Below are 17,289 nucleotides of genomic sequence, written 5' to 3' on the forward strand. Positions count from 1 at the left end.
GCGGGGCGGCTACGAGGAATCGTCCTCGTCGGCCGCCCCGTGGCATTGACGGGCAACGGTGCGGTGCTACTGACGGACTTGCGGGGGCTGGACGGGTGGGGGCGGGATGAGTTTCTGGGACGACCTGTGGCGCGGCCGGTCGATGGAGTTCGACGCGGGCAGTGCGGCGAGCAACTCCATCGAGCTGACCAAGCGGCACCAGCGGGTCTCGCTCACCAGGCAGGGCGCCGCGACCGGGCATCTGCGCATCAACCTGTCCTGGCGGATGCGTACGTCGGACATCGGCGGCCCCAAGCGGCAGAGCCTGTGGCGGCACCCCTTCCAGGCCCTGAAGCCGGAGGAGGTCCAGGGGCACACCCAGAGCATGGTGAACGTCGACCTGGACCTGGGGATCCTGTACGAGCTGGCCGACGGCACCAAGGGGGTTGTGCAGCCCCTGGGGGGCTTCCTCGGTGACACGAACGCGCCGCCGTACGTGAAGCTGAGCGGGGACGACCGGTTCGGGTCGGCGTCGGGGGAGACGGCGTACGTCAATCTTGATCACCGGGACGAGATCAAGAGGTTGCTGGTCTTCGTCTACATCTATGACCAGACGCCGGCGTTCGACCGGACGCACGCGATTGTCACTCTGTATCCGAGCAATGGGCCGCGGATCGAGATAGGTCTCGACGAGCGGCACTCGCAGGCTCGGTCGTGTGCGGTGGTGATGATCGAGAACGTGAAGAACGAGTTGATCGTTCGGCGGGAAGTGAAGTTCGTCTACGGGTTCCAGGCGGAGCTTGATCGGTTGTACGGGTGGGGCTTGCAGTGGGGGCGGGGATACAAGACCAAGGCTGAGCGGTGAACTTCGGGTGCGGGTCCGCTGTGGCTGGTCGCGCAGTTCCCCGCGCCCCTAAAAGCGAAAAGCCTTACCGTCCGATGAATTGTGGGCCTTGGGGCGGCAGGTGGAAGTCCGGGGACGGGGAGGCTCCTACCGGGTGGGGGTAGCCGTACGCCGGTTGGTTGGTGTTGGCGTTCGGGGTGGTGGGCTGGGGGTAGCCGTAGGACGGCTGGGGCGGGAGTGTGGGGGGTTGCTGGACCGTTGTGGCCGCCGCGGGGTCCGTTGTCGGGGTGGCCTCGGGGAAGGGTTCCTCGGTCGCCGGCGGGTCCTCCACGGAGATGCCGAAGTCCGTCGCCAGGCCCTCCAGGCCGTTCGAGTAGCCCTCGCCCAGGGCGCGGAACTTCCAGCCCTCGCCGCGGCGGTACAGTTCGCCGCAGATCAGGGCCGTCTCCTCGCCCGTCTCCGGCTTGACGTCGAAGTACGCCAGCGGTTCGCCGTCCGCGACCGTACCGTCGTACAGCAGGATGCGCAGGGAGCGTACGCGGTCGAAGGCGACGCCGTCCGCGGAGGCGACGAGCAGAATCTGTCCGACTCCGGACTCGACACCGGTCAGATCCGTCTGGATCGTGTCGGTCAGGCCCTCGGCCACCCTTTTCTTGCCGAGGCGCCAGACCTTGCCCGAGGGGTGGCGGGGCTGGTTGTAGAAGACGAAGTCCTCGTCGGAGCGCACACGACCGTCGGGGCCGAGGAGCAGCGCCGAAGCGTCGACATCCGGAACCCCCTGCCCGGGCGTCCAGCGCAGCACGGCGCGCACCGTCGTGGCTTCGAGCGGGACGTTCGACCCCTTCAGCATCGCGTGCGTCATGTGGTCATCCTGCCCTCTCGGTCCTGGTCACGACAACGCGGGGGCACCGGTTCCGCGGGTCGGGTCGCGAGTGTTCGCCGCCCGGCTGTGCCCGCACGTGCTTGTCCGCGTTACCTGAACTTCATTCTCAGTGGGAACCCCTGACATGGATCCCTACGTACTATTACCGGCCACCCATCAGCACCCGATCCATACTCGACCGGCAGTCCAGCCGCCACGGGGGAGTTCCATGCGTCATTTCGGGCACATCGCCCCTGAGGTACGACAGCGTCTGTTCCACCAGGAGCCGTGCGAGTTCACCGCCGACTCCCCGGCCCGGCTGCTCGCCACGGCCCTCGGGGCCACCCTGTACAGCCCGGCCACCCGTCCGCGCCTCGCCGAGGCCGTCGTCAAACAGGTCGCCCGCGGTGTCGTCTCGATGGTGCTGTGCCTGGAGGACTCGATCGACGACTCGGAGGTCGTGGACGCCGAGGAGAACCTCGTGCGGGAGCTGGGCCTGCTCGCCGAGCGCCCCGACGCCGCCACCGGGCTGCCGCTGCTGTTCGTCAGGGTCCGTACGCCCGATCAGATCCCCGACCTCGTCCAGCGCCTCGGCCCCGCCGCCCGGCTGCTGTCCGGGTTCGTGATGCCGAAGTTCACCGAGGAACGCGGGATGCCGTTCCTGGAGGCCCTCGCCGACGCCGAGGCCGCCAGCGGCCACCGGCTGTTCGGCATGCCCGTGCTGGAATCCCCCGAGCTGTTGTACCGGGAGACGCGCGTAGAAACCCTGGAGGGCATCTCCCGCGCCGTCGACAAGTACCGCGACCGCGTCCTCGCCCTGCGCCTCGGCGTCACCGACTTCTGCTCCTCGTACGGGCTGCGCAGAGCCCCCGACATGACGGCGTACGACGTCCAGGTCGTCGCCTCCGTCATCGCCGACGTCGTCAACATGCTGGGGCGGGCCGACGGCACCGGGTTCACCGTCACCGGGCCCGTCTGGGAGTACTTCCGGGTCCAGGAACGCATGTTCAAGCCGCAGCTGCGCCGCAGCCCCTTCCTGGACGGCCAGGCCGAGGAACTCCGCGAGAAGCTCATCGAGCACGCCATGGACGGGCTGCTCCGCGAGATCACCCTCGACCAGGCCAACGGTCTGCTCGGCAAGACCTGCATCCACCCCTCGCACGTACTGCCCGTGCACGCTCTGTCCGTGGTCAGCCACGAGGAGTTCAGCGACGCCCAGGACATCCTGCGGCCCGAGCGCTGCGGCGGAGGCGTCCTGCGGTCGGCGTACACGAACAAGATGAACGAGGTGAAGCCGCACCGCGCCTGGGCCGAGCGGACGCTGCTGCGCGCCGAGGTCTTCGGCGTCGCCAACGAGGACATCGGCTTCGTGGAACTGCTCGCCGCCGGCATCCCCGACTGACCCGTCCGTCTTCTCCCCCTTCTCCCCCCACCATCCACTAGGGACTCATGAACAACGCAGTGCACAACGGGGTCTGGTCCGGCACCTGGGTCGCCGAGCGGCTCGGTGTCGAGCTGGTCGGCGACGCCGAGCTGCGCGAGCTGCTCGGCCTCGCCCTGCGGCGCAACCCCAAGCGGGCGCACCTGCTGGTGTCGAACGTGCTCGGCAAGCACGTCCCGCAGTCCCCGGCCGTCGTCTACGGTCACGGCTTCGCCCTCGGCAGGCGGGTCCGCGAGCTGCTCGGCGCCGACGAGTCCCGGCGCGCGGTCGTCGTCGGGTACGCGGAGACGGCCACCGGGCTCGGCCACTGCGTCGCCGACGGTGTGGGCCTCGCGCCCTACCTCCACTCCACCCGGCGCCCCGTCGACGGCGTCGCCCAGGCGGGCGGCTTCGAGGAGTCCCACTCGCACGCCACCTCCCACCTCCTCCTCCCGGAGAACCCCACCCTGCTGGCCGGCCCCGGCCCCCTGGTCCTCGTCGACGACGAGTTCTCCACCGGCAACACCGTCCTCAACACCATCCGAGCCCTCCACGAGCGCTACCCACGCGAGCGGTACGTCATAGTCGCCCTCGTCGACATGCGCGCACCGGCGGACGTGGCCCGCCTGGCGGAGTTCGCTCAGGAGATCGGCGCGCAGGTAGACCTGGTGGCAGCGGCGAAGGGCACCGTGAGCCTGCCCGAAGGGGTGCTGGAGAAGGGCCAGGCACTGGTAGCAGGGCACGAGATTCCCCACCCAGGGGCGCGGGGAACTGCGCGACCAGCCCCCACAGACCCGCAGCCGCCACACAACCGTTTCACCCGAGTCGATCTGCGCTGGCCCGCCCGACTGCCGGACGGCGGACGGCACGGGTTCACGCCGGGGCACCGAATACGCCTGGACAACGCCCTCCCCGCGATGGCCGCAAGGCTCGCCGAAACCCTCCCCACAGACGCCCACCGCATCCTCGTCCTCGGTTTCGAAGAGCTGATGTACGCCCCCCTCCGCCTCGCCCGAGAGCTGGAGCAGGTGACAGAGGGCGTCGAGGTCTGCTACTCGACGACAACCCGCTCACCCGTCCTCGCCGTGGACGACCCGGGCTACGCCATCCGCAGCCGCCTCGTCTTCCCCGCCCACGACGACCCGGCCGACGGCCCAGGCGACCGCTACGCCTACAACGTGGCCGGCGCCGGCTTCGACGCCGTCGTCGCGGTGGTCGACTCCACCGCCGACACACCTGAACTCCACGCTCCCGACGGCCTGTTGGCCACGCTCGCCGCGCACACGCCGAACGTCGTGCTCGCCGTCGTCCCCTCGTACGTACCCGCACGCCCGCACGTTTCCGAAAGGCCCGCCATGCTGCCCGAGCCCCTCCGCGGACCCGCGTTCTCCTCGTACCCACCGGACGAGGTCGGCTGGCTGCTGCAGGATCTCTCGGACGTCACCCTGGAGGCGCCCGTCGAGGAGCGCGAGGAGGCCATCCAGGCGGGCGGCGCCCACTACGCCGAGTCGCTGCCGGTCGAGTACCAGCCCAGCGACCAGTACCAGGAGCTGTTCCGCGCCGCCCTCGACACCTCCGCCGCCCGTATCGCGCAGGCCGTCGGCGTCGTGACCGAGCTGGTGCTCGCCGAGCGGTCGCCGCGCCCGGTGCTCGTCTCACTGGCTCGCGCGGGCACCCCGGTCGGCGTGCTCATGCGCCGCTGGGCCAAGTACCGGCACGGGCTCGAACTGCCCCACTACGCCGTCTCGATCGTCCGGGGCCGGGGCATCGACGCCAACGCGCTGCGCTGGCTCGCCGCCCACCACGACCCGGCCGATGTCGTGTTCGTCGACGGCTGGACCGGCAAGGGCGCCATCACCCGCGAACTCGCCGACGCCATCGAGGAGTTCGAGGCCTCCGACGGCATCACCGGCTTCGACCCGGAGATCGCCGTGCTCGCCGACCCGGGGTCCTGCGTACGGACGTACGGCACTCGGGAGGACTTCCTCATCCCCTCCGCCTGCCTCAACTCGACCGTCTCCGGCCTGATTTCGCGAACCGTGCTGCGCGCGGACCTGGTCGGCCCGAACGACTTCCACGGCGCCAAGTTCTACCGCGAACTCGCCGGTGCGGACGTGTCGGTGGACTTCCTGGACGCCATCGAGGCCCGCTTCCCCGTGGCCGCCCTGGAGGTCCTCGCCCTCACGAAGAAACTCCTCGACTCGGACCGCACCCCAACCTGGGAGGGCTGGGCGGCAGTTGAGCGGATCAGCGAGGAGTACGAGATCCACGACGTGAACCTCGTCAAGCCCGGCGTCGGCGAGACCACCCGGGTGCTGCTGCGCCGCGTCCCCTGGAAGATCCTGGCCCGGGCCGGTGCGGGCGCCGACCTCGACCATGTGCGCCTGCTCGCCGAGCAGCGGGGCGTACCGGTCGAGGAGGTGGCCGAACTCCCGTACACCTGCGTGGGGTTGATCCACCCCAAGTACACGCGTGGCGCGACCGGTGCCAACGGCAGGGCGGTGTCGGTATGAGTCCCGTCCTGGTCGCCAGCGATCTCGACCGTACGCTCATCTACTCCGCCGCGGCCCTCGCGCTGACCATGCCGGACGCCCGCGCGCCCCGGCTGCTCTGCGTCGAGGTGCACGAGGCCCGGCCGCTGTCGTACATGACGGAGACGGCCGCCGCACTGCTCACCGAACTCGGTGACGCGGCCGTCTTCGTGCCGACGACCACGCGGACCCGTAAGCAGTACCAGCGGATCAACCTGCCGGGTCCTGCGCCGAAGTACGCGATCTGCGCGAACGGCGGGCACATCCTTGTCGACGGTGTCGCCGACGAGGAGTGGCATACCCAGGTGCAGGCGCGGCTCGCGGACGAGTGCGCGTCCCTGGACGAGGTTCGGGACCATCTCGCCGCCACCGCCGATCCGCTCTGGGCGCGTAAGCACCGCGTCGCGGAGGACTTTTTCGCCTACCTTGTCGTCGAGCGTGAGCTGCTGCCCGAGGAGTGGGTGAAGGAGCTGGCGGTCTGGGCGGAGGTGCGTGGCTGGACGGTCTCCTTGCAGGGCCGCAAGATCTACGCCGTGCCGAAGCCGCTCACGAAGAGCGCGGCCATGCGGGAGGTCGCGCGTCGTTCTGGGGCGCTGCGTTCCCTTGCTGCCGGGGACTCTCTCCTTGACGCCGACTTGCTCCTTGCTGCCGATCAGGGCTGGCGGCCCGGGCATGGTGAGTTGGCGGAGACCGAGTGGAACGCCGATACGGTTGTCGCGCTTCCCGAGCGAGGGGTTGCTGCGGGGGAGCGGATTCTTCGGGAGTTTCTGCAGGAGGTGCGGTAGCGCGCTGTTAGGGGTTGTCGGGTGGCTGCTGCACCGTCGTGGCTGGTCGCGCCCCGCGGCGGAGCCGCATATCGATACAGCCCCGCGCCCCTTTGGGGCGCCTCCGCACAGCCACGAAGACCAGGACCGCCCCGGCCGTGGTCCAGAGCAGCGTGGCGAGCAGGCTCATCTGTCCCGTGGGGAGCGCCCGGCGTGGCTGTCGTCATCGTCATACGGCCACGCTAGGGAAGCCGACCTGAAGGGACCCTGAAGGTCCCCAGGGGGCTGGGTTTCAGCTGCAGCAGCCTCCGCCGCAGCAACCGCCGCCTCCTCCGCCGCTCGCGCGCGGTGCCGGTGCGGAGGCCGAGCCTCCGACTGCCACCGTCGACAGGAGCTTCACCGTGTCGTCGTGGCCGGAGGGGCAGTCCGCGGGGGCGGCCGACTCGGCCATCGGGCGGCTGAGTTCGAAGGTGTCGCCGCAGGTGCGGCAGCGGTACTCGTAGCGAGGCATGCGGACAGGTTAGTCCCCAATTGCTCGCCGTGCGGAGCCCGGTGGTTCCGATCGTGATCCTTTTTGTTCATTCCCCATGTGGAGAACCTGCGAAGATCGCTGATAATTTGTGTGCGCCGCGATGAGCCGTGAGGCCGGGGAATTCGGGGTTTTCGGGGAGTGTCGAGAGGTGTGCGGTGACTCAGGAATCGGGTGAATCGGACGCCACTCTGCAATTGCGGATATCCGTTCCGGGAAGCAGACGTAAAGCCCGATTGGCTCGTAAAGCTGCCCGACGGTTTTCTCTTCCTTCGCCGAAGTATCCCCGGCCGGGCCGTACCGGCTGGCGGCGCTGGATTCCGTCCTGGCGGCAGTGGCTGGGTGGCGCGGTCGCGTCCGTGGGGCTGAGTGCGCTGCTCCTAGGTATCGCCTACGCGGCCACCGACATTCCCGACAACCTCAACTCGTACGCCACCCAGCAGGACAATGTGTACTTCTGGGCCGATGGGACTCCTATGGCCCGTACTGGGTGGGTCCAGCGGCAGGCTATGCCGTTGAACGAAATACCCGAGGACGTCCGCTGGGCTGTGCTCGCCGCCGAGAACGCGAGTTTTTACAGTGATTCCGGCATTTCCGTCAAGGGCATCAGCCGCGCCCTATTCCGTACCGTCGGCCAGGGTGACACCCAGGGCGGATCCACGATCACCCAGCAGTACGTCAAGAACGTCTACCTCAGCCAGGACCAGACGGTCGGCCGGAAGTTCACCGAGGCGATGATCGCCCTCAAGCTCGACAACCGGATGAGCAAGGACGACATCCTGGAGGGCTACCTCAACACCAGCTGGTTCGGCCGTGGCTGCTACGGCATCCAGCGCGCCGCCCAGGCCTACTACGGCAAGGACGTCAGCGAACTCGACGCCGGTGAGGGCGCGTTCCTCGCCTCCCTCCTCAAGGGCGCCGGACTCTACGACCCGACCCTGAGCAGCGCCAACCGTGCCCGCGCCGTCGAGCGCTGGTCCTGGACCCTCGACCGGATGGTCGACATCGGCAGGCTGACGAAGGCCGAGCGGGCCACGTACACGAAGTTCCCGGAGCCGCTGAAGAGCAACCCGCTGTACGACACCGGTGAGCAGACCGACTACCTGGTGGAAGTGGCCTCGCAGTACGCCAAGAAGGCCGGGGGGATCTCCGACAAGGACTTCGACCTCGGGGGCTTTCAGGTGTACACGACCTTCGACCGCACCCGGGAGCGCAAGCTCGCCGATGCCGTGACCAAGGCCCGCGCGCAGGCCGTCAAGGACGACCCGGACGCGGCGAAGACCGCGCACTACGGTGCCGCCTCGGTCGCCGCCGACGGACGGATCCTCGCGGTCCACGGCGGCCCCGACCACCGTACGCAGGGCTACAACGAGTCCAACTCGACCACCGTGCCCGCCGGTTCGGCCTTCCTGCCGTTCGTGTACGCCGCCGGCCTGGAGCACGGCGTCCACAAGAGCCGGGACGACGAAGCGACACGTGTCACCGGGGAGTCCCTGTACGACGGGAACGACGACGTGCCGGTGACCACCCCCGAGGGCCCCTACTGGGACCGCAGCGGCAAGAAGGTGGCCGCCAGCAACGACGGCGACCTGTCCTACGGCCAGATCTCCCTGCACCGGGCGCTGGAGCTGTCGGTGAACACGCCGTTCATGCAGCTCGGCATGGACACCGGACTGGACAACGTCCGTACGACCGCCGAGGCCGCCGGGCTGCTGCCCTCCAGCATCGGGGCGCAGGTGCCCGCGCTGTCGATGGGCACCTCCACGCCCAGCGCGATCCGGATGGCCGGCGGCTACACGACCTTCGTCGCCGGCGGCTTGCGCACCGAGCCGTACTCGGTGCGCAAGGTCACCCGCAACGGCATCGGCGTCCCCCTGGACACCCCCACCCCGACCCGCGCGATCGGCGCCGACGTGGCCGCGGAGGTCGCCTCGGCGCTCACCGACGCCTTCCGCACCGCCCACCCCACCGCCGCCGCGTCCGCCGACGCGAAGGTGGCCGGGAAGGCGGGCACCACACCGGACGACACCGCCTCCTGGTACGTCGGCACGCACGAGTTCGTGTCCACGGCCGTCGTCGTCTACCGCATCGACCTGGCCAAGAGCCTCGAACCGCTGCCGTTGAAGGGCCTCGCAGGCACCGCCGACGACAGCGTTCCGTACGACATCTGGTCAGGTGCAATGGGCCCGCTCGGCTGACCACCGGCGGGGCCCCCACCCCCCTCGAAATGAGCAGCACATGAGACAACCGTCGGGCCGCCGTCGCAAGGCCCCGGCAACGCCTCCCCCCACCCCCACCACCAGCCGCCCGCGCATCGCGGCGTTCCTGACCGTCGCGTCCCTGACGCTCGCGTCACTGACCGCCGCGTATCTGACGCTGGGCCGCACCGACCGCACCGCACCGACCGCCACCGTGGGGCACGGGGGAACCGTGAAAGCTCCCACGAAGGCGACCGGCGCACCGAAGTGGGACGGCAGGACCAAGGTCCTGGGGGACGGTTCCACCTCGTACACCGGGCCGCAGCAGGGCCGGTTGAAGCCGGTACCGCTCAAGCCCGGTGAGAAACCACCCCAGTTCGTCGTCTTCTCCTGGGACGGCGCGCTGGCGGGTGACGACGAACTCTTCGCCCACTACCTGGAGTTGTCCGAGAGGTACGACGCCCATATGACGTACTTCCTCACGGGCATCTACCTGCTGCCCAAGAGCACGGCCGACCTCTACCGGCCCCCGCAGCACCCCGAGGGCTCGGCGGCGATCAGCTTCCCCACCGACGACCACATCCGCACCACCCTCGACAAGCTCGGTCGGGCGTGGCAGGCGGGCAACGAGATCGGCACCCACTTCAACGGCCACTTCTGCGGTGAGAAGGGCGGCGGCGACTGGAGCGTCGCCGAGTGGAAGAGCGAGATCGACCAGTTCTTCTCCTTCGTGGAGAACTGGAAGACCAACACCGGCTACACCGACCTCGATCCGCTGCCGTTCGACGTCAAGGAGGAGGTCACCGGCGGGCGCGCGCCCTGTCTGGAGGGTCAGGCGAACCTGCTGAAGGCCGCCGAGAGCTACGGCTGGCGCTACGACGCCAGTTCCGCCGGTGACTTCCAGATCTGGCCGGCGAAGAAGAACGGCATCTGGGACTTCCCGCTGCAGATGCTCCCGTACGAGGGCGGCGACTACCAGGGCCTCTCCATGGACTTCAACTTCCTCTACAACCAGTCCGACGGCGAGACCGACGGCGCCCCGGCCAACTACCCGCAGTGGCAGCAGGAGACCGTCGACGCCTACATGGCCGGCTTCGACCGCGTGTACTACGGCAGCCGCGCCCCGCTGTTCATCGGCAACCACTTCGAGGAGTGGAACGGCGGCATCTACATGAAGGCCGTCGACGAGGTCATGGCGACCATGTGCACGAAGGCGGACGTCAAGTGCGTCTCCTTCAAGGAACTCGCCGACTGGCTCGACGTCCAGACCCCGGCGACGCTGGAGCGGCTGCGCGGCCTGGACCCGGCGCAGTCGCCGGACTGGTCGACGGTTGTGAAGTGACGGTTCGTCAACTTCCTTATAAGTAAAGGGAGTTCAAAGGGTATCCCCGTTCACGGGACCTCCACAGGGCATGCAAAAATTCCACGACCCGGCATCCCCCATTGCCGGGCAAGAGGGGAAACATTCGTGAACTCAAGGAACATGGGCCGTACGCGCGGCCGTGCCGCGATAGTCGTCGCGGCGGCTGCCTCGGCCGCCGTGGGAGCGGCACTGCTGCCGGCCGGAAGCGCGAGCGCGGCGACCGCGCGCTCCGCCGCCCCGGCAGTGGGCCGGCAGGTGGACCAGCAGACCAGGGCCACCTTCCAGCGTCTGGCCGACGCGGTCCTCACCGACCGTACGGACGCGCTGGTCGGCGGCGCGCAGGGCGACCGTAAGGAGCCGCTGACCAACGGCTTCTCCGGTGACGTCCGGCTGTCCGCCGCACTGGCCCGCAGCGAGGACGCCGCACTGTCCTCGCTGGAGGCGCGCAGGAACCGCCTCGCCGCACTCGGCGAGAAGTACAGCAAGGCCGACACCGCCGTCACTCTGGACAGCACCCGCCTCCAGGGCGGCAAGGCCGAGGTCGAGGTCACCGAGACCACGACCCTGACCTACGAGAAGGTCCGTGGTGACGAACCGGCGACCACCGGTTTCCAGGCCCACCACCGGCTGACGTTCACCGCCGACTCGCTCGGCGACTGGCAGCTGACGGGCATCCGGGGCACGGATGTGGCCGCCGGCGCGGCAGTGAACCAGCCGTCGGTCGCCGCCACCGTCGCCACGGTGGCCGCCGCCGACGACACCATGCCCAACGCCCCCCGAGCGGCCACCACCCGCCCGGCACCGGCCAACGTCAAGAAGCTCACGGGCGGCACCTTCGACTACAAGGCCATGGCCACCTACGCGGAGAAGTACTGGAGCACCTACAACCCCGACTACCCCAACTTCAACGGGCACGGCGCCGGCGGCGACTGCACCAACTTCGTCAGCCAGTCCCTGAAGGCCGGCGGCTGGAAGCACGCCCCCGGTTACGTCTACGACTACACCAAGTGGTTCGGCAACGCCGAGATCCAGTCGGACTCGTTCGTCGGCGTCAACGAGTGGTCCTGGTTCGCCCAGAACTCCAAGCGCACGACCAGCCTCGCGAACGTCTTCCAGATGGACGTCGGTGACGTCCTCCAGATGGACTTCGAGCGGGACGGCTCCAAGGACCACACGATGATCGTCACGTACCGCGACGCCCAGGGCGTGCCGTACCTGACCTACCACTCGGCCAACACCTACCGCAGGTCGCTGACGAGCATCCTCGCGTCGGAACCGAACGCCTGGTACTACGCCTACCGCACCTGACAGACCTGGTCCCGCCGCCCTGGTCCCGCCGCCCCGGCTCCCACTTCGTGGGCCGGGGTGGCGGGCTCTCAGTGGGCGGTGGTCCCGCGTTCCTCCCGGATCCGGGTCACCACACCGGCCACCGCCTGCCGCACGGCCTCCGTCTCCGTAAGGAAGTGCCAGTAGTCGGGGTGCCGGCCCTCCAGCGAGGCGATCGCCCGCTCCAGCCGGGCCACCGACTCGTCCAGCGGGCGGGCGTCCCGGGGATCCGGAGTGTTGCGCCCCGACATGGCCAGCCGCTGCGCGTCCCGGATCGCGAAGCGCGTACGGTCGATCTCGCCCTGCGGGTCCTTCTGTACGGCGTTCAGCCGCCGCAGCCGCTCCCCGGCCGCCGACACCGCCTCGTCGGTGGTGTTCAGCAGGGCCCGCACCGTCGACAGCAGCGCCGTCGCGTCCGGCCAGCGCTGGGCGTCCCGCGCGGTCTGCGCCTCCTTCAGCTTGGCCTCGGCCTGCCGTACGTGGTCCGTGGCCTGATCCGGTACGTGCTGGAGGTCCTGCCAGCACGCCGCCGAGAACCGCCGACGCAGCTCGCTCAGCACCGGCTCCACCTGCCCGGACCGGGTGGTCAGCGCCTCGGCACGGGTACGCAGCGACACCAGCCGGTGGTCGATCTCGGCCGCCCGCTCCGGCAGCCGCTCCGCCTCCGCCCGTACCGTCTCCGCCTCCCGCGCGACCCGGTCGGCCCGCTCCAGCGTGTCCGGTACGCCATGCTGCCCCGCGCCCTGGTTGAGCCGCGTCAGCTCGGGCCCGAGGGCGGCGAGCCGGGCGGCCAGGTCGTCCGCCCGCAGCCCCGATCCCCGTACCGCGTCCAGGGCGTTCGACGCGGCCAGCAGGGACTGGCGGGCGCGCTCCACGGAGGGCGCGAGCCGGGCCAGCTGGGTCTCGGCCTTGCCGAGCAGCGGCCCGAGCCCGTCCGTGAAGCGGTCCAGGTCCTGCTTGACCCGCCCCAGCTCCTCCTTGGCCCGGGTCAGCTCGGCACGGGCCTGGTTCGCGGCCGAGGCCTCCAGGTCGTCGCGGTCGAGATCGTGTGCGTCGATGGCGGTGATGTACTGCCCGCTGGCCTCGTCGATCCGGTGCCCGAGCCCCTCGAAGTCGGCGACCGCACGCCGGGCGGCGGGGGTGGCGTCGACGGCCTTGATGGTCTCTATCGAGATCCGCAGATCCCGCTGGGCGGTGTCCAGTTCGTAGAAGGCAGCGGCAGCGGCGTCCTTCGCGGCCTGCGCCTCGGCACGCTGGCTCTCGGCCCGCCCGCCGAACCACCGCCGCGTACCACCACCGGCGAAGGCGGCGGGCAGCGCGAGCAGCAGCGGCAGCGGAAGCAGTACGAGCGTCAGCGCGTCCCGGGCGGCGGCGCGCACACCGGAGCGGCGGGCCTCGGGCGGGCGGTGCGGTGCGGCGTTCTCCGGCGGGTGGGGCGACTGGTGCGCGCGTGACGCAAGCGGCGCAATCGGCGTGTACGGCTCAGAAGTGGTCGCCGTCACATCCCTCTCCCGTGCTGTGATCTGCCCTGCCCGGTTCATTCTCCCACCGGTTGAGGACGAACACACGGCCCGGTCGGTTCGCGCTGCGCGTACCCGGTCGTACACCGGGGTGCGCACCGGGCCACCGCGAGGCCTACTCGCCTGCGGCCCGCACCCGTATGCTCCCGTTCTGCGTCTTCGCGGACACCACATGCGTACTGCGCTTGTCGTGCGGCACGGACACCTTCACGGAGCCGTCGTCGGAGTCCGCCGTCACGCGGTACGTCTCCTGGGGCAGCTCGATCGTGAGCGAGCCGTCGTCGCTGCTCGACTCGACCAGGTCCGGTACGGAGGCCAGTTCGAGCCGCACCGAGCCGTCCTCGGAGTGCGCCCGCACCTGCCGGGAGCGCACATCGACGGCGCGGATCGAACCGTCGTCGGTGTACAGCTTCAGCGGGCCCGTGGAGTCCTTGACGGTGACGGAGCCGTCCTCGGAGCGGATGTCGAGAGCCCGGTCGAAGCCGCGCGCGGTGACGCTCCCGTCCCCGGTCCGCACGACGACGGAGACCCCGCGCGGGACCTCGATCCGGTGCTTGGCGGAGCAGTCGGCGACCACGCCCGAGCACTTCACCCGCAGCTCCAGCCGGTCGTCCTTCATGGACCAGGACACCTTGGGATCCTTGCCGAGGGCCACGGAGCCCTGGAACCAGCGGGTGACCTCTATCCGGCCCGACTTGTTCGCGTCGGCGGCGACGATGTCGAGCGCGGACTCGTTCGAGTCGACGGTGAGCGTGCGCCCCTGCAGGGCGAAGGAACGCTGCTCCGGATCCTTGTCGTCCCCCGCGGCGGCACAGGCCGAAGCGGTGACGACGAGCGCGGCGACGACGCCGGTGACGGCGATGGCACGGGCGCGCTGAACTGCTGATCGGGCCATGGTCCTTCTCCCCCTGAGACGAACGCGGGGCCGGTGATCGGCGATCGGTGGAGCCGGCCCTGCGACACCCTTCGACCGTACGGAGCGGGCGCCCACCGGGGCATCCGGGACGCTCCCCGATGTGTACGGGGGAAAACCCCCGGATCCGAGCCCGGGGATCTCAGGGTCGGTTACGAGTTTGCGAGGCAGTGCCCCGGGCAATGTAGGCTGACGACTCGTCCTGGGCGCGTAGCTCAGTGGTAGAGCGCCGCCCTTACAAGGCGGATGTCGGCGGTTCGAAACCGTCCGCGCCCACCAGGATCAGTAAGAGGCCCCCCGGCGGTTCCGCCGGGGGGCCTCTTCGTACGGCTTCGTGCGGCGAGTGTGGTGAACACGACCTTCGGATCGGCCCCGTGCACCCGCCGGTTATCGTGAGCGGCAGTGCCGGTGGGATCAGAGGGGTTGCCGTGTCGCACGTGTCGGACGAGGGACGGCTCATCGCCGGGCGGTACCGGCTGACCGAGCAGATCGGCCGGGGCGGCATGGGCACGGTCTGGCTGGCCGCCGACGAGATGCTCAACCGCCGGGTCGCGCTCAAGCGGCTGCACGAGGACTCGCGGTTCGCCGACGACGAGCTGGCCCTGATGTACGAGCGCACCCGCCGCGAGGCGCAGAGCGCCGCCCGGATCGCGCACCCGAACGTGGTCGTCGTCCATGACGTCGTCGAGGACGACGGGTTGCCCTGCATTGTCATGGAGTATGTCCATTCCACCACGCTGGGCGCTCTGCTCAAGAGCGGCGGAACCGTTTCGCCCGAGGAGGCAGCCCGGGTCGGCCGGGGCATGGTCGGCGCCCTGCGGGCCGCTCACGAGGCTGGCGTACTGCACCGTGACGTCAAGCCGGGCAACGTCCTGCTCACCGAGGGCGGCCGGGTCGTCCTCACCGACTTCGGCATCGCCACGGCGACCGGGACCAGCACCCTCACCCGGACCGGCGAGATCGTCGGCTCCATCGACTACATGGCGCCGGAGCGCATCCAGGGCGACTCTCCCGGCCCCGCCTCCGACCTCTGGGCGCTCGGCGCGACCCTCTACCAGGCGGTGGAAGGGCAGCCGCCGTTCCGCAGGCTGACGCCGGTCGAGACGGCGTACTCCATCGTCACCGCGCCCGTGGAGCCGATGAAGCAGGCCGGACCGCTGGAGCCGCTGATCACGGCCCTGCTGGCCAAGGACCCGGCCGAGCGGCCCTCGGCGGAGGAGACGGAACTGGCGCTGCGGGCGGTCACCGAGGACACGGAGCCGCGCGCGTGGACGGCGTCCGGTCCGATGTCGATACCGGGACGGGGCGCGGATCCCGACCGCACCGGCGGCACCCGGAGGCGGACCGGCACCGGGAAGGCGGCCCCTGTACAGCCCCGCAAGGGGCGCGGGCGTCGCACCGTCCTCTGGAGCGCGGTCGCGGTGATCCTGGTCGCCGGGGCCACGGCGGGCGGCCTCTACTACCTGAACTCGCCCGGCGACGACGGCACGCGGAGCGCGGGCTCGGCGACGAGTCCCACCTCGACGTACGCCCCCTCGCCCGTCCCCGACGGCTACCACCTGGTCACGGAGAAGGCGCTCGGCGTCGCCTTCCCGGTGCCGGACGGCTGGACGCTGAGCAAGCGGACGTCCGGCGGGGTGGTCTACATCGACGAGACCAGGCTGGCCAGCATCACCATAGGCATCGTGGACCCCGCGGGCGACGCCCTGGCGCACTTCAAGGACATCGAGGCGAACACGAAGCTCAACTATCCCGGGGACAAGTACCGCAAGCTCTACATGCAGCGCACGACGTACCGGGGCCAGAAGGGCGCCATCTGGGAGTTCACCTTCGAGGGTCGGGCGCGTGTCTTCCACGGCATCAATCTCGGTTTCGGGCAGGAGGGCGGCCGGGAGTACGACATCTACGTCTCCGCGCCCGAGAAGCAGTGGGACACCTACCGGCCGGTCTTCGACCGGGTGCGGGAAGGTTTCCGCACCACCTCCTGAGGATCACTCACCCCCTGAGGGTCACTCGCCGCGCTCTTCGCGGTCTTCCCTCTCCTCGTGCGCGTGCTTGAGCCGCGTGCGTGCGTCCACCCGGTCCGGTCCCGTGACCTCGGCCCAGAAACGGTGGCCGCTCACGAACACCGCCAGCTCGTGCTCCCGGCGCCGCAGTTTCTCCACCTCGGCCTGTTCGTCGGCCGTCCAGCCCGGTGACGCGGGGCGCTCCACCTTGCGCCAGCCGCCGGTGTCACTGAAACCGTCCAGCGGCTCGACCGACCAGGGGAGCCGCTTCAGCAGGGTCGACAGCTCGGCCCGGACCTGATGCAGCTCCTCCTGGCCCGCCAGGAGGTCACTCGGGAAGTCATAGGTCGTCGCCACGCGGCAATGGTACGCCTGTTCGATTTTGGGATGCGAGTTCCTTCGGGGACTTCCTTCGCTCCTTCACTCGGACGGGTCGGTTTCACGAGGAGGCGGTTGGTCTCCTGCGAACGGCGGTCGGTCAGAGGGTCCCGGCCCCCAGCTCCCGCACCACCCGCGTCGCCACCGGTACGTCCACGCCGTACCGTTCGGCCGCGCGGAGCAGGGCTCCGCCGATCGCGTCCAGCTCCAGCGGGCGGCCCGCCTCGGCGTCGCGCTGCATCGACGACCTGGTGGCCGGGGCGAAGTCGTCGTAGCGGGCCAGGGCCTGGGCGGGGTCCGAGGGCCCGCCGGAGGCCAGGCTCACTGCCGCCGTCTCCTCGATCAGGGCGGTCGTTCGTCGCGGTACGCGCGAGACTGGAGGCATGTGCCGCAGTATCAAGACCCTTCGCCCGCCCGTCATCCCCGAGGAAGCCACCGAGGACGAGATCAGGGCCGCCGCCCTCCAGTACGTCCGCAAGGTCTCCGGCTTCCGCACCCCGGCCGCCCACAACCGCGAGGTCTTCGAACACGCCGTCGACACGATCGCGGCGGCCACGGCCGAACTCCTTGCCGGGATCGAGGTCCGGGGTGGGGGTGGTGCGACGGCAGCCCGCCGCGCGTCCTGAGGACGCGGCGACGGGCCGTCTTTAAGGGGC

At 70.0% G+C, this 17,289-nt stretch carries 14 protein-coding genes, 1 tRNA gene and 1 pseudogene; 10 read left to right on the forward strand and 6 right to left on the reverse strand.

Annotated elements, in window-relative coordinates; genetic code table 11:
• Positions 1-106 precede the first annotated feature (106 nt).
• Positions 107-844 carry a TerD family protein gene (locus LUX31_RS35800; protein WP_235479455.1) on the forward strand — a complete coding sequence of 246 codons (738 nt, stop codon included), beginning with the start codon at positions 107-109 and terminating at the stop codon, positions 842-844.
• Between the two features lie 64 nt (positions 845-908).
• On the opposite strand, the gene LUX31_RS35805 is transcribed toward LUX31_RS35800, so the two are convergent.
• Positions 909-1,685 carry a TerD family protein gene (locus LUX31_RS35805; protein ID WP_235479456.1) on the reverse strand — a complete coding sequence of 259 codons (777 nt, stop codon included), beginning with the start codon at positions 1,683-1,685 and terminating at the stop codon, positions 909-911.
• Positions 1,686-1,914: 229 nt separating this feature from the next.
• Here LUX31_RS35805 and LUX31_RS35810 point away from each other — a divergent pair, with 229 nt between their 5' ends.
• From LUX31_RS35810 to LUX31_RS35820, 3 genes are read left to right on the forward strand one after another with little or no spacing between them, the layout of a single operon-like run.
• On the forward strand, positions 1,915-3,087 hold the full coding sequence (locus LUX31_RS35810; RefSeq protein WP_235479457.1) for an HpcH/HpaI aldolase/citrate lyase family protein: 1,173 nt from the start codon (positions 1,915-1,917) through the stop codon (positions 3,085-3,087).
• A gap of 47 nt (positions 3,088-3,134) precedes the next feature.
• Positions 3,135-5,618 carry a phosphoribosyltransferase gene (locus LUX31_RS35815; protein ID WP_235479458.1) on the forward strand — a complete coding sequence of 828 codons (2,484 nt, stop codon included), beginning with the start codon at positions 3,135-3,137 and terminating at the stop codon, positions 5,616-5,618.
• Positions 5,615-6,421, forward strand: a complete 807-nt coding sequence (locus tag LUX31_RS35820; protein WP_235479459.1) for an HAD family hydrolase — start codon at positions 5,615-5,617, stop codon at positions 6,419-6,421. The genes LUX31_RS35815 and LUX31_RS35820 overlap by 4 nt, the downstream gene beginning before the upstream one ends.
• A 271-nt stretch (positions 6,422-6,692) precedes the next feature.
• Here the strand turns inward: LUX31_RS35820 and LUX31_RS35825 are convergent, their stop codons facing one another.
• Complete coding sequence (locus LUX31_RS35825; RefSeq protein ID WP_235479460.1) at positions 6,693-6,911, reverse strand: FmdB family zinc ribbon protein; 219 nt, start codon at positions 6,909-6,911, stop codon at positions 6,693-6,695.
• 176 nt (positions 6,912-7,087) lie between these two features.
• Between LUX31_RS35825 and LUX31_RS35830 the strand changes: the two genes are divergently transcribed.
• From LUX31_RS35830 to LUX31_RS35840, 3 genes are all read left to right on the forward strand, one after another.
• Complete coding sequence (locus LUX31_RS35830) at positions 7,088-9,127, forward strand: transglycosylase domain-containing protein (protein ID WP_443046032.1); 2,040 nt, start codon at positions 7,088-7,090, stop codon at positions 9,125-9,127.
• A gap of 40 nt (positions 9,128-9,167) precedes the next feature.
• A complete protein-coding gene (locus tag LUX31_RS35835) occupies positions 9,168-10,469 on the forward strand; it encodes a hypothetical protein (protein ID WP_235479462.1) in 1,302 nt (433 codons plus the stop codon).
• A 126-nt stretch (positions 10,470-10,595) separates the two neighbouring features.
• Entirely contained in the window at positions 10,596-11,798 is a 1,203-nt protein-coding gene (locus LUX31_RS35840; RefSeq protein ID WP_235479463.1) for an amidase domain-containing protein, read from the forward strand.
• A gap of 68 nt (positions 11,799-11,866) precedes the next feature.
• On the opposite strand, the gene LUX31_RS35845 is transcribed toward LUX31_RS35840, so the two are convergent.
• Together LUX31_RS35845 and LUX31_RS35850 are read right to left on the reverse strand one after the other, a co-directional pair.
• Positions 11,867-13,318, reverse strand: a complete 1,452-nt coding sequence (locus tag LUX31_RS35845) for a hypothetical protein (protein WP_235479464.1) — start codon at positions 13,316-13,318, stop codon at positions 11,867-11,869.
• Positions 13,319-13,451: 133 nt separating this feature from the next.
• Positions 13,452-14,231, reverse strand: a complete 780-nt coding sequence (locus LUX31_RS35850) for a DUF4097 family beta strand repeat-containing protein (RefSeq protein WP_235479465.1) — start codon at positions 14,229-14,231, stop codon at positions 13,452-13,454.
• Between the two features lie 222 nt (positions 14,232-14,453).
• Between LUX31_RS35850 and LUX31_RS35855 the strand changes: the two genes are divergently transcribed.
• Positions 14,454-14,528 (forward strand) — tRNA-Val (locus LUX31_RS35855).
• Positions 14,529-14,686: 158 nt separating this feature from the next.
• Positions 14,687-16,237 carry a serine/threonine-protein kinase gene (locus LUX31_RS35860; protein WP_235480178.1) on the forward strand — a complete coding sequence of 517 codons (1,551 nt, stop codon included), beginning with the start codon at positions 14,687-14,689 and terminating at the stop codon, positions 16,235-16,237.
• A gap of 21 nt (positions 16,238-16,258) precedes the next feature.
• On the opposite strand, the gene LUX31_RS35865 is transcribed toward LUX31_RS35860, so the two are convergent.
• Positions 16,259-16,612, reverse strand: coding sequence for a hypothetical protein (locus LUX31_RS35865; RefSeq protein WP_235479466.1), 354 nt, complete (start codon positions 16,610-16,612; stop codon positions 16,259-16,261).
• Positions 16,613-16,733: 121 nt separating this feature from the next.
• Positions 16,734-16,988: pseudogene (locus LUX31_RS35870) on the reverse strand (ketopantoate reductase family protein); the annotation flags it as partial.
• Positions 16,989-17,016: 28 nt separating this feature from the next.
• Between LUX31_RS35870 and LUX31_RS35875 the strand changes: the two are divergent.
• The gene (locus LUX31_RS35875; RefSeq protein ID WP_235479467.1) at positions 17,017-17,259 is read left to right on the forward strand and encodes a DUF2277 domain-containing protein; all 243 of its coding nucleotides are present in this window, start codon (positions 17,017-17,019) and stop codon (positions 17,257-17,259) included.
• Positions 17,260-17,289 lie beyond the last annotated feature (30 nt).

The organism is Streptomyces sp. GQFP (genome assembly GCF_021545335.1).
GTDB lineage: Bacteria > Actinomycetota > Actinomycetes > Streptomycetales > Streptomycetaceae > Streptomyces.

Excerpts from the sequence above, each read along its gene's own strand:
- LUX31_RS35800 (WP_235479455.1), top strand. The coding sequence starts at position 107 with ATGAGTTTCTGGGACGACCTGTGGCGCGGCCGGTCGATGGAGTTCGAC.
- LUX31_RS35805 (WP_235479456.1), bottom strand. The coding sequence starts at position 1,685 with ATGACGCACGCGATGCTGAAGGGGTCGAACGTCCCGCTCGAAGCCACG.
- LUX31_RS35810 (WP_235479457.1), top strand. The coding sequence starts at position 1,915 with ATGCGTCATTTCGGGCACATCGCCCCTGAGGTACGACAGCGTCTGTTC.
- LUX31_RS35815 (WP_235479458.1), top strand. The coding sequence starts at position 3,135 with ATGAACAACGCAGTGCACAACGGGGTCTGGTCCGGCACCTGGGTCGCC.
- LUX31_RS35820 (WP_235479459.1), top strand. The coding sequence starts at position 5,615 with ATGAGTCCCGTCCTGGTCGCCAGCGATCTCGACCGTACGCTCATCTAC.
- LUX31_RS35825 (WP_235479460.1), bottom strand. The coding sequence starts at position 6,911 with ATGCCTCGCTACGAGTACCGCTGCCGCACCTGCGGCGACACCTTCGAA.
- LUX31_RS35835 (WP_235479462.1), top strand. The coding sequence starts at position 9,168 with ATGAGACAACCGTCGGGCCGCCGTCGCAAGGCCCCGGCAACGCCTCCC.
- LUX31_RS35850 (WP_235479465.1), bottom strand. The coding sequence starts at position 14,231 with ATGGCCCGATCAGCAGTTCAGCGCGCCCGTGCCATCGCCGTCACCGGC.
- LUX31_RS35875 (WP_235479467.1), top strand. The coding sequence starts at position 17,017 with ATGTGCCGCAGTATCAAGACCCTTCGCCCGCCCGTCATCCCCGAGGAA.